Genomic DNA, 10,170 nt, shown 5'->3' with positions numbered 1-10,170 from the left:
TGTCGAAACAATGGCATCGCCATGCTGTGCGGCGGGGGCTTCTCGCCGCCGTCGCACCCCCCCGCGCGTACGGTCACCCTTACCGCCGCTTGACGGCTCTCCAGCGCATAGCCGCAGGGGGGCGAAAACGTTCCCTCCCGCCCTGCCACCGAAAGCCCCGACAACCTAGGTCTTCGAGCCCTACCGTCCTCCCCATGACAACCAGTCGACTGCCGCGACCGACCCAGGACGATCGGGAGTTGTGGCTATGGAAGGTCGGCCGGGCCCTCACCGTCACCTTCGCCGCCGCGGTCCTGATAGCCGGACGCATCTTCTACGGCCTGGTCTACCTGCTGGACTTCCAGGAGATCGCCACCACCGCGAAGCTCGATGCCAAGAAACTCTTCGACTTGGTGAAGCTCTCCTTCGGTGTGGTCGCTGGGGCCGGTGCGCTCGTCGCCCTGGTCGTCGCCTACCGTCGCCAGCGCGTCGATTAAGCCGGTGCCCACCGGGAGGTGACTCGGCTCCACACAGAGCGTTTCTCCAAGGCTGTCGAGCAACTCGGCTCGGACTCTCCGGCCGTCCAGCTCGGCGCAGTCCATGCCCTGGCCGGACTCGCCGACGACGCCCCCGACGACAACCTGCGTCAGACATGTATCGATGTTCTGTGTGCTACCTCCAGCTGCCCTTCACCCCCGACCCCGGAGACGACCCCGCTCAGAAGGAGGAACACCACCGTTACCTAGCCTTCCGTAAGGTCCGGCACACGATTCTGCGCCTCATCGGCCACCATTACCGACGCCCCAAGGGAACCCACCGCTCCTGGCAAGGCTGCGACCTTGATCTCACTGGCGTCACCATCCACGGCGAAATGGACTTCGAGAACGCGAGCTTCTCGGGCAGCAGGGGTTCGTTCCGCGATGCGACGTTCTCCGGCGGCAAGGTGTGGTTCGGTGGCGCGACGTTCTCCGGCGGCGAGGTGTTGTTCGACGATGCGACGTTCTCCGGCGGTGAGGTGTCCTTCGCTGACGCGACGGGTTCAGTTCCTGCTGGGTTGCTTACTGCTGTCGGCGCTGCGCCGATCACTGTTCCCCAGGCTTGGCTGCGCGTAGATCCATAGACGAGTGGGGGGCGTAAACGGTCGTTTACGCCCCCGCTGGCCGATCCAATCCGCCAAGTCTCCCAAACTGGCAAAAACAGCCCTAGAGTGGCCCTCGATCCATTGGAATCCGTTCCGTATTTGCGCCTCCCCCTTTTCGCCCCCCTAGGGTGGTCATCGACCGCCAGGGCCGCCCACCGGCCCGGCCGAATCGAGGGGGAACCCATGTCCTTCCCGCGCTTCAAGCTCGTCCCCGGCCCGATCGACGTCGACGTGTTCGGCTGGGAGCTGACCGGTGACCGCGTGACCGGCGAGCACATCTCCGAGTGCCACCGGACCTTCCACCCGCACGACGACAACGCCGACATCGAGGCGGCCCTCACGTGGGCGGACGGCATCATCGGCACCAAGCAGGTTTGGACCCACGTCCGCGAGCGCGGGTTCGACCGGTGGCGGGAGGCCGGCACCCTCGCCGACGAGCCCGCTGCCGACCGCGAGCCGACCCCGGCGGACCTCCGCGCCCTGATCGCCGACGCCACCGCCCTCCAGGAGCGCATCCGCGACGCCGAGCGTCGGCTGCGCGACCGCGAGGAAACCCGGCACACCGCCTTCCGCCTGGGCGACGCCGACGGGCAGCTCACCCGCGTGAGCGAGGCCCTGGAGGAGACCGCCGGCGAGCTCGCCCGGGTCCGCGCCGTACGCGACGGCTCGGTGTGCGCGGTGCCGTGGGGCGTCTGCCCCGAGCACGGCAACACCCTGACCTCCAGCGGCGGCCGGACCCCGTGCAAGGCGTGCGGCCGGACGTGGAACTACGACCGGCTGGGCGTCCCGTGCGGCGAGCCGCTGACCCACAAGGTCACCGACGCGGCCGGAGGGTCGTTCCTCGCCTGCACGGCCCACGCCATGGACGCCACCGAGCGCCTGATCGGCGGCACCGTCACCCCTCTCGACAGCACGGAGGCGTGAGCATGGACGTCTTCGAGCTCGTCGACAACGGCATCCCCGCCGACGAGGCCAGGCCCATCGTGATCGCCTGGACGTGGGTCTACCTCGACATCCGCGAGGAGCTCACCCAGCGCATAAAGACGGCGACCGCCCTGGGCGGCGACCCCAGCCGGCTCAAGGAGCTGCGCCGGGAGCTGGGCCAGCTCGACCGGTGCGCGCACCGGGCCTGCACCCAGTCCCCGCCCGGCTTCTCCGCGCACGCCGCCCTCCGCCTGGTCCAGGAAGCCCTGCTCTACCTCCCGCTGGAGCTCCAGGGCGACACCCACCGCCTCGCGGCCCTGCTCGCCGACCGGGCCCGCCTGGACCAGGCCCGCGCCGAGCGCGCCCGCGCCGCCCTGCAGACGGAGAGGGACGACCACCGTGACTGACCGGATCTACCTGCGGCACTCCACGGACAAGCAGACCGACGCCCGACAAAAACACGCGTTCAAGAAGCTGCTCACCGCCGGCGCCCCGGTGTACGACGACCCTGCGACCTCCAGCCGGGTCCTGTCCCTGGACCGCGCGGGCTTCAAGCGGCTGCTCGACGAGGCCGCCGTCGGCGACACGATCCGAATCGCCGACGCGTCCCGCCTCTTCCGGTCCGTCGCCGACGTCATGGCCCTGCGGCCGGTGCTCATCCGGCGGGGTCTGCACCTCAAGGTGGAGTCGGGCCTGCTGTCCGGGATCGACCTGGCAGCAGACGACCCCGGGACGAAGATGGTGGTCTCCGTGCTCGCGGCCGTGCTGGAGTTCCAGCGCGACATGATCTCGGAGAACACCAAGGAGGGCGTGGCCGCGGCCGACGCCGCCGGCAAGGTGCTCGGGCGTCCGTCCGCTCTGGACGAGGACCAGGCCGCCGCCGCCGTCACCGCCTACCGCGAGGGCGCGGCCGTGAAGGCCCTCGCCCGGCAGTACGGGACCTCACCGAAGACGATCCGGCGCGTCCTGGACGAGGCCGGGGCCCGCGAGGTACCCGCCGACCTCGGGGTTCTCCTTGGAGATGACGTCACGACGTCACGGCGCCATGGCGTCACCGACGAGGCCCAGGAGCAGGTGCCGGAGGCCGACCCGGTTGTGGTGGTCGACGTGCCCGGCCTGGTCGCCGAGCACCTGGCCGCCGTCGCCGACGGCACGGTCCGCCGCGCCCTGCAGGACGGCCGGACGATCCGCCGGGGGCAGGGCTACCTCGTGCGGGCCACCGCCCCGGTCAGCGTCCACATGGCGATGGTTGAGCACTCCGCGGCCGCACTCATGCAGTCGCCCGCCGGCCGCAAGGCACACCGCATCCACTCCGACCGCGTCACATCCGCGCGGACCGCGTCCTGAGCATCGGCGCCGCCGCTGGCTACCCCGGGGGTGTGCCGACGAGTCGGCGGGTGGCCGGGTCCTACAGCCACACCTTCATCGTCTCCGTTAGCGCTGTGTCGGCTTGTGGCCCCGCAGTTGGTCGATGCCACCGCGACGCAGATGGCCAGTCTGCTCAGCGGAGCCGCTCGGCTTCGCCCCGCGCCGTGTGGTTGATCTGCCCCGCGCGGCCGTTTGGGAGACCCGCGGCCCTCGCCCGTCCTTGGCATCCGGAAGGGGAGGGGACAGCGCCTCTCCGAGCTGCCGCATCGCCGGAATGTCCACCGTGGTGGACGCGGCGTCCCGGCCCGCCGGCGGCGGCCCGCTGCGGCCCCCGGCGGGGGAGCTGTAGGCGATAGCGGCATCCGCCAGGTCGCACAGCGCCCCGGCCGCCGGTGAGGCGGAGTCCTTCTCCTCGCCCCTCCGACGGAGGCGGTCCGCCGCCGCCTGCGCCCATTGGGCGACCTTCTCACAGGCGCGAATCGAGATCTTGCGGAAGAACTTGCCGACGCGGTCGTCGCCCATGAGGCGGTTGAAGTGCTCCCCGGCCCGCTCCCTCATGACGCGGACCAGGTGACCGACCGCACCGCGCACCGTCTGGATCTTCTCCCACTCCGGGAGGTCCTGGAGCGCAGCGGCGTGCGCATCGGCCCGCTGGAGGGCTGCGTTGACGGCATCGGCTTGCAGCGAGACGGGCGTGGGCATTTTCGTACCCGGCTCCGCAGCGGCAGCGTCCGAATGGACCAGGGACGGCGGTGCGCCATGGGGAGGCCGGTGCGACGGCCTCAGCGAGGGCCTGCTGCAGCGCGGCGAGGTGGGCGCCGAGGTCGTCGACCAGGTCCTGCGCCGTGCCGTTCTCCGGTGGCACGTGCTCGGTGAAGGCCTCAATGACTGCCGGGAACTCGGCGCGGATGTCCACCAGTCCGGTCGCAGGTTCCGTCACCGCGGTGTCTGCGGTGGAGGCCTCCGTGCCGGTCCACAGCGGCAGCTCACCGGGGTACTGCGCAGCAGGTTCCGGTTGGCTGGCCTGGGGAGCGTCTTCCAGCGATCGGCGGATGCTCTTGACAGCGACGTCCAGAGCCGGGCCATCCCCCTCGGGGGCCACGGTGCTGGCCGGGTGGCCGGTGCAGCCGGGAACTCCTCCCGCGCTGTCTCGGCACTACGGGACTTCGGGACGTCGGGACGACCGGGTTCTGTGGTCTCCCGCCGCGTCTCGGGGGCCGCCGCAGTGTTCTCCGTCGCGGCTGGCACGGCACTCGCCTCCGGGCCAGCCGCCGCGGCGGCTGCCGCCTGGTCGCGTACGGCGGCCTGTTCTGCCTGGACCGCGGTGAGCGTGGCTTGCACCTGGTCCTGTAGGCGCCGGGAGTCGTACAGGAGAGAGGCCAGAGGGAAGGCGAGCTGACGGCGTACGGGATGGCCCGGGTCGGCCGGCAGCGCGCCGCCCCAGGCGTTGACGGCCCCCTGGACGGCGTCGAGGTGCTGCGTCATCTGCTGCGAGCCGTAGTCCGCACGAAGTCGACGACGCCAGCGTTCCGTACGAGGAAGCCATGGCGATCATCTCCGGCAACCCGTACCTGATCGCCCAGGAGGAGCTGCGCAAGCGGCTGCGCACGCTCACCCTGGACCAGAACAACCGGGCCACGCAGCGGGCCATCGTCCACAAGAAGGTTCAGCAGCTCAATAAGGACATCGACGTCCTGACCCGGGACATCGCCGGCGCGGCACCGTTCTTCCGATCAATCTCACCGTTAACCGCTGCACGGCTTCTACTTGGGGCCGGTTCCGGCCGGAACCACGCCGCCGGAGCTCTGATCCGGTCACGGCACGAAGCCCATCGAGGACGTCCGCATCCGCGAACCCTCACCGATGACGGTGGTGTGCTGCAGGCTGTACCTCGTGGCGCGAAAGCCCTGCTCTACCTCAGGACTTGTGGCGCCCGGTCGGCCGGCAATGCCCAGAGACGGAGCTCAGAGGCCGACTAGTTTTCTCCAGGTCTTGTTGCCAACGATTCCGTCTGCCACAAGGCCGTTCTTTTGCTGAAAATTTTTCACAGCCGCCTCGGTTTTTGCGCCGAATATCCCATCAACGACTAGAGGAGGTGTCCACCCGAAATCATTGAGGCGCCTCTGAATGTTCTTGACCCCTTCTGAATTGGGCACGCCTGTTTTGGCAAACGGCTGGTCGGCCGCAGCGCGCTCCGCCCGAGTGGGATACTGTTCCAGCCATTCGCGGACGTGTTCCGGCAGGTTATCTGGGCCGAACTCCTCTCCCGTTGCCCATCCCTCCACTTGTTTGATTTTCTCAGCAAATTTCGTAATTTGTTGATCGCTCAAATCATCGACTCGCGTGCTCGTGGATACTCCTCCGCCGAGGGCGTCGACTATTGCCTGAGCATACTGCTCGGGAGTATTCGACCCATGCCCGGCAGGGGCATAGATTTTCATCATCCCCAGGATCGTCTTCGTGCGACGGTTAGGGTGGCGCAAAAATTTTCGTATGCCCTGGAACCCTGCCTCTTCGCTAGGGAAGATGGCGAACAGGTAGTTGTACTTTCCCCGGTATGCCCCGTAGCTTTCCGCTTCACCGGATCGCACGATGTTGCCCGGGTTCTTGTTGGTCCAAGAGATGCTTCCCCCGGTTCGCATGCTGTCCTCGTAGAAAACATGAGAAATCGCGAGAATGCTTACCGCATCGCCGACTTCCATGTCTTCAGCTATTTTCCAGTACATGTATCTCTCCAATGCTCCCTCGGAATTATGCGACGACTTGAGGATGCGACTCGCTTCGCACCCTGAATTGATGTGCGATCCGGCGGCGGATCCGGGAGGGCTCAGCCGCCCGTCAGAGAGGCGGTGGAACGTAGATAGTGTTGATTCTTGTCCAAGGACGTTCTGAAGCCGTCCCCGAGACGTTGAGACTTTGTCGCTGATGCGTTAGTGAGGGGTTCGTTGGAGTCCCATACGCGGTGACCAAGTTCCTGCGCCGCCAGTCGGCATGCCAGGTCAACTTACGGCGGTGAGCGTGTCTTCGGGCGCTCCCCTTCTGGCCGGTGTTCGGCACCGCACAGCATCCCCGGCACTCAAGTTGCTCACCTTCAAGACCCTCCTGGAAGAGATTGCACTCGAAGGACGCCGCACCTACGTGGGCATCAGGTCCTTTACGAGCTGGTTCATTTGCTGCGATGGCCCAACGTTGAGCTCCCGACGCAGGAAGGCCCGATAGTTGCGGTAGCGCTGGAGCGCGCTGGCGACATTGCCCTCCGCAAGATGCACCTCTATCACGATGCGATGCGCGGTCTCCCGTATGGGGTCCACAGTCATGGCTGCGAGGGCCGCCTGGAGCGCAGGCAGGAACTGCTCCTTCGCCTGAAACTGCTGGGCTAGGCTCTCGAGGGCGTAGACGCGCATCTGGTCCCAGCGATCTCGTTCCCAGATCAACCAGTCTTCGGCCCAGCCAGGCAGCAGCTCCCGGCTCAAGTCACTGACGAGGTCTGCCCAGTCGATGGGCAACGGTTGTCCCCCTTCAACCACCTGACGGGCTGACACCCAAATGCGATGCAAATCGACACGGACCGCGGGCGAGAGCATCAGGCGCGGACCCGCTGATTCGATTGCCGTCACGCAGCCCAGGCGCCGGCCTTGGCACAGGGCAGATCGGAGATTAGCTGCAGCCCGGGACGGGGTGCAGTCGGGCCAGAGCCGTTCTCCGGCAGCGGCTCGGTGAGCACCATCGTTCTGCATCGCAAGGAACGCCAACAGGCGCTGAGCTCCCAAGGGGAGGGAGATGCGACAGCCGGCGTTGGTGACTTCGAAGGGCCTCAGCAGTTCGAGACACACGGCGTTCCTCGACACATCACCACTGTGCAACCGACACATGCCTCACGCACCTGCTGTGCATCTACGCCGGGCCGACCGATACGCCTTCTGGCCTGCACAAACGTCGTAGAGACGGATGAGAGACGTAAGCGGGACGCCCGCTGAACGCTGCGGGGCATACCAATGCGATGCCCGCGGGGGAGTATGAGAACCATGAGTGGTGAGCAAGGAGCCACTGATGCATGTCCACCACAGAAAGGCGGGTACACCATGGTTTCGGCACCCCCCCTGCAAGCAACAACGGAAGCCGACGAGTATCAGACGGTATGCGACATCGTGAACAACGGAGTCAAGGACCTGCTGGTCGAAATCCTGGAGAAGCTCAGGAACCCGGCAACATTTCGGGAACAGGTCCAGTACCTGGCGGACCGCCAAGGCGTGCCGCGAGAGGCCACGGAGGACATGGATCGCTCCTTCGCCTCGTTCTGGAATCACTGCACCGGGCTCGATGGAGAGCTGAAGTGGCGGAACGCCTCGGCAATCCCTGAACGGTCTAGGTCGTACGTGCAGGAATTCAAGCCCGACGACGGGGATAGCCCTGCGGCCACAACGGATGCTTCGATCAGGTGGGGAATCTCCCTTCCCTTCGGCATCGGCTTCCACACCTGAATGACGATCTGTCTGTCTCGGTGTCGCGGGCTGGCCTTTCCGGGCTAGCCGCGGCACCGTGGCACAATAAGCGATATTGTTCAATAAAGGGGAAATGCGGCATGGCGCCAAAGCGATCAGCAAATTCACCGGCGGCAGAGGTGGGCTACGAGGCGTATGCGGCTGTGGTTGAAATCTTTAGCGCAGGAATTTCAGACCTAGTCTTCAATGTCGTTGAAATGCTTGCGGACCAGAAAACATTCGCCAGGGAAGTAGAGCGACTGGCGGCCACCCAAAGGTTTCCCTCAGCTGCTACGGAAGACTCGACGTCGCTCTATCATGCCTTCTGGACCTATGCCGCGGGCGTCGACTCTGACTTCCGTTGGCTTAGCAACGCCGGAGTGACTGTTCACTCTGCTATCTCTGCAAGATCCGTCCCCAATCCTGTCGATCCAGCTGCCGTCCCGTTTCGTGCCGGCCTCGGTTATGGCTGGTAAGCGGCCACGCCGCCGCGATTGCCGAAGGGCTCGGCGGATTGATGTCTCACCGGGCATCAAATCGGCCCGATCAGCAGAGCTGGATGCGGGCCGGGTCATCGCGGGCCCCTGTCGCCCAGACACATCAGCAGCGCGATCCGCTTCCCGCCAACCGGCGGTGCCGCATCCGGAGCGGTTGCGGCGTGCGCCCCCGGCGCGAAATCCGTGCTCCTCCTCGTGTCGCATCAGCCAGCAACATCACCAATTTAAGGGGCAGTGCCCCAGTCTGCAGGAACTGACGGTCCCTGGCTTTCCAAGAGGGCGGCGCCACTGGCTGCGGGCCTCGATTCCTGAGCGGCGGTCAGCGCGGCCGCCAGGCGCATCAGATGGGGAAGTCGACACCAGCCAGTCCTCCACAGGAACACACCAGGACCGAACCCTGGAAGCAGCTGGGCTCGTACGCGTGTGCCCACAGCGAATTGCTTGGCCACCTCAGCGGCAGGTGGACATCTTTCACCGGGCTTCCCGGTGTCGCTCTCGCGCCGTGGGCGCCCCTTCGACCGCGCGCCCGAGTCGAGGGAGTGTGTCAGGGAGTGTTGGCCTTCTTCCACTCGGCGGGGATTGCGGCCGGGATGCGTCCGTGGTCGGGCAGGTCGTAGCCGTTGGCCCGGGCCCAGTCGCGCACGTCCTGGGTGTTGATGGGCTTGCTGGTGGTGGACTGCTCCGGCTCGAGAGTGCTGGTGCTCGCCGGGTTTGGTGACGGGGTGAAGGTGACGCCGTGGTCGAGCAGGCTGTCCGGGAACTGGGGGACCGTGGTGCGGCCGCTGAGGACGTCGGCGAGGAAACCGGTGAGGGCGCCGTCGCAGGTGTACCACCGCGGCCCGCGGGCCTCGCTGACGGCGATGCGCCATGCCTCGGGGTCGGCTTGGGGGCCAGGGCGAGATCCTCCCCGACGCCCCCGAGGACCCGATGCGCACCGCCATGCGCCAGATGATGGGCGTATTCACCCAGCTGGACCGCGGCATGACCGTGGCCAAGCTCCGCCGCGGCCGCCGCATCAAGGGGAAAGGGCAGTACGCCTACGGCGCCCCGCCGTACGGCTGGCAGGCCCACAAGAAGGAGCTGCCGAAGAGGAGATGGAGCAGGTCGGCCGCGCCCGTGCCCGACAGCTCCGGGACGAGGAGCACCTGTCCTTCCGTGAGATCTGCGCCGTGCTCAAGTCCGAGAACATCCGGCCCAAGCGTGGGAAGCGCTGGCACCCGGAGACCGTCCGGCGGATGCTCGCGACCCCGACCGACCGCCGACCCTGCGTCAGCGCGAGAGCACCGCGTAGCCACGGCAGCGCGGTTTGGGGCTATCGGTGACTGGAACGGTCCACTAAAGCGGGCATAACATGCTCATGTCTGACATTCAGCGCTGGGAATACCCGTGAGTGCGAGTTGAGGAGAAGTGGTGGAAGAGCGAGAAGGAGTGGCGCCCTGTCGAGGTATCACTTAACCGCTTCGGCCTCGACGGATGGGAGGTTGTGGGGGTATGCGGGCCCGCACTCCGAGAGCCTGTCTATGTCGCAAAGCGCTCAGTCCCCCGCAGCGACTGGGACCTAGAACGGGAGCGGCGAGAGGAGGAGCAAGGACGCGCGCCGGGGCCATGTCGAGGCGCGGCCGCGGCATGACGGGTTTTCGCTGAGTGACGCCTTGTGGGAGGTCCTCGCTCAGGCGGGCGGGAACGTTGCGGAGTTGCGGCGCAGGATGCTCCGGGCCCAGGAAGAGGGGGCGCTGGAGGGGTGGGGTGCGGAGTGTGTGCCCTCGCTGCCGACGCTGCA

General features: G+C 66.8%; 13 protein-coding genes. 9 read left to right on the top strand and 4 right to left on the bottom strand.

Annotated elements, in window-relative coordinates:
• The first annotated feature begins 194 nt into the window (after positions 1-194).
• The 5 genes from IH00_RS44720 (at position 195) to IH00_RS41275 (ending at position 3,391) form a co-directional block, all read left to right on the top strand.
• Positions 195-476 (top strand): hypothetical protein, encoded by a 282-nt coding sequence (locus tag IH00_RS44720; protein ID WP_234335097.1) that lies wholly within the window; start codon positions 195-197, stop codon positions 474-476.
• 170 nt (positions 477-646) lie between these two features.
• Complete coding sequence (locus IH00_RS44715) at positions 647-1,099, top strand: pentapeptide repeat-containing protein (RefSeq protein ID WP_234335096.1); 453 nt, start codon at positions 647-649, stop codon at positions 1,097-1,099.
• 204 nt (positions 1,100-1,303) lie between these two features.
• Entirely contained in the window at positions 1,304-2,044 is a 741-nt protein-coding gene (locus IH00_RS0135400) for a hypothetical protein (RefSeq protein ID WP_031080495.1), read from the top strand.
• A 2-nt stretch (positions 2,045-2,046) separates the two neighbouring features.
• Entirely contained in the window at positions 2,047-2,451 is a 405-nt protein-coding gene (locus IH00_RS0135395) for a hypothetical protein (RefSeq protein ID WP_031080493.1), read from the top strand.
• Positions 2,444-3,391, top strand: coding sequence for a recombinase family protein (locus IH00_RS41275; RefSeq protein ID WP_107064594.1), 948 nt, complete (start codon positions 2,444-2,446; stop codon positions 3,389-3,391). Before IH00_RS0135395 ends, IH00_RS41275 begins: the two co-directional genes overlap by 8 nt.
• 87 nt (positions 3,392-3,478) lie before the next feature.
• Here IH00_RS41275 and IH00_RS42400 read toward each other — a convergent pair whose 3' ends face one another.
• Positions 3,479-4,114: a hypothetical protein gene (locus IH00_RS42400; protein WP_031080489.1), complete on the bottom strand. Its 636-nt coding sequence runs from the start codon at positions 4,112-4,114 to the stop codon at positions 3,479-3,481.
• 842 nt (positions 4,115-4,956) lie between these two features.
• Between IH00_RS42400 and IH00_RS43105 the strand changes: the two genes are divergently transcribed.
• Positions 4,957-5,391 carry a hypothetical protein gene (locus IH00_RS43105; protein ID WP_158828145.1) on the top strand — a complete coding sequence of 145 codons (435 nt, stop codon included), beginning with the start codon at positions 4,957-4,959 and terminating at the stop codon, positions 5,389-5,391.
• On the opposite strand, the gene IH00_RS45350 is transcribed toward IH00_RS43105, so the two are convergent.
• Positions 5,377-6,138 (bottom strand): peptidoglycan-binding protein, encoded by a 762-nt coding sequence (locus IH00_RS45350; RefSeq protein WP_078888143.1) that lies wholly within the window; start codon positions 6,136-6,138, stop codon positions 5,377-5,379. The genes IH00_RS43105 and IH00_RS45350 overlap by 15 nt on opposite strands.
• A gap of 408 nt (positions 6,139-6,546) precedes the next feature.
• Positions 6,547-7,029: an AfsR/SARP family transcriptional regulator gene (locus tag IH00_RS41260; RefSeq protein WP_158828143.1), complete on the bottom strand. Its 483-nt coding sequence runs from the start codon at positions 7,027-7,029 to the stop codon at positions 6,547-6,549.
• A 465-nt stretch (positions 7,030-7,494) separates the two neighbouring features.
• On the opposite strand from IH00_RS41260, the gene IH00_RS0135375 reads away from it, so the two are divergent.
• Together IH00_RS0135375 and IH00_RS43100 are read left to right on the top strand one after the other, a co-directional pair.
• On the top strand, positions 7,495-7,893 hold the full coding sequence (locus tag IH00_RS0135375) for a hypothetical protein (RefSeq protein WP_158828141.1): 399 nt from the start codon (positions 7,495-7,497) through the stop codon (positions 7,891-7,893).
• A 101-nt stretch (positions 7,894-7,994) separates the two neighbouring features.
• Positions 7,995-8,369, top strand: coding sequence for a hypothetical protein (locus IH00_RS43100; protein WP_158828139.1), 375 nt, complete (start codon positions 7,995-7,997; stop codon positions 8,367-8,369).
• Positions 8,370-8,934: 565 nt separating this feature from the next.
• On the opposite strand, the gene IH00_RS45655 is transcribed toward IH00_RS43100, so the two are convergent.
• Positions 8,935-9,033 (bottom strand): Lsr2 family protein, encoded by a 99-nt coding sequence (locus tag IH00_RS45655; protein WP_234335095.1) that lies wholly within the window; start codon positions 9,031-9,033, stop codon positions 8,935-8,937.
• Between the two features lie 451 nt (positions 9,034-9,484).
• On the opposite strand from IH00_RS45655, the gene IH00_RS45650 reads away from it, so the two are divergent.
• Complete coding sequence (locus IH00_RS45650; RefSeq protein WP_158828137.1) at positions 9,485-9,712, top strand: recombinase family protein; 228 nt, start codon at positions 9,485-9,487, stop codon at positions 9,710-9,712.
• The last annotated feature ends 458 nt before the right edge of the window (positions 9,713-10,170 follow it).

This window comes from Streptomyces sp. NRRL S-118 (genome assembly GCF_000716335.1).
GTDB lineage: Bacteria > Actinomycetota > Actinomycetes > Streptomycetales > Streptomycetaceae > Streptomyces.
This window is presented reverse-complemented; position numbering and strand designations above follow the sequence as displayed.

Coding starts and splice junctions, on each gene's coding strand:
- IH00_RS42400 (WP_031080489.1), bottom strand. CDS start 4,114: ATGCCCACGCCCGTCTCGCTGCAAGCCGATGCCGTCAACGCAGCCCTC.
- IH00_RS0135375 (WP_158828141.1), top strand. CDS start 7,495: ATGGTTTCGGCACCCCCCCTGCAAGCAACAACGGAAGCCGACGAGTAT.
- IH00_RS0135400 (WP_031080495.1), top strand. CDS start 1,304: ATGTCCTTCCCGCGCTTCAAGCTCGTCCCCGGCCCGATCGACGTCGAC.
- IH00_RS44720 (WP_234335097.1), top strand. CDS start 195: ATGACAACCAGTCGACTGCCGCGACCGACCCAGGACGATCGGGAGTTG.
- IH00_RS45350 (WP_078888143.1), bottom strand. CDS start 6,138: ATGTACTGGAAAATAGCTGAAGACATGGAAGTCGGCGATGCGGTAAGC.
- IH00_RS0135395 (WP_031080493.1), top strand. CDS start 2,047: ATGGACGTCTTCGAGCTCGTCGACAACGGCATCCCCGCCGACGAGGCC.
- IH00_RS45650 (WP_158828137.1), top strand. CDS start 9,485: ATGGAGCAGGTCGGCCGCGCCCGTGCCCGACAGCTCCGGGACGAGGAG.
- IH00_RS43105 (WP_158828145.1), top strand. CDS start 4,957: ATGGCGATCATCTCCGGCAACCCGTACCTGATCGCCCAGGAGGAGCTG.
- IH00_RS43100 (WP_158828139.1), top strand. CDS start 7,995: ATGGCGCCAAAGCGATCAGCAAATTCACCGGCGGCAGAGGTGGGCTAC.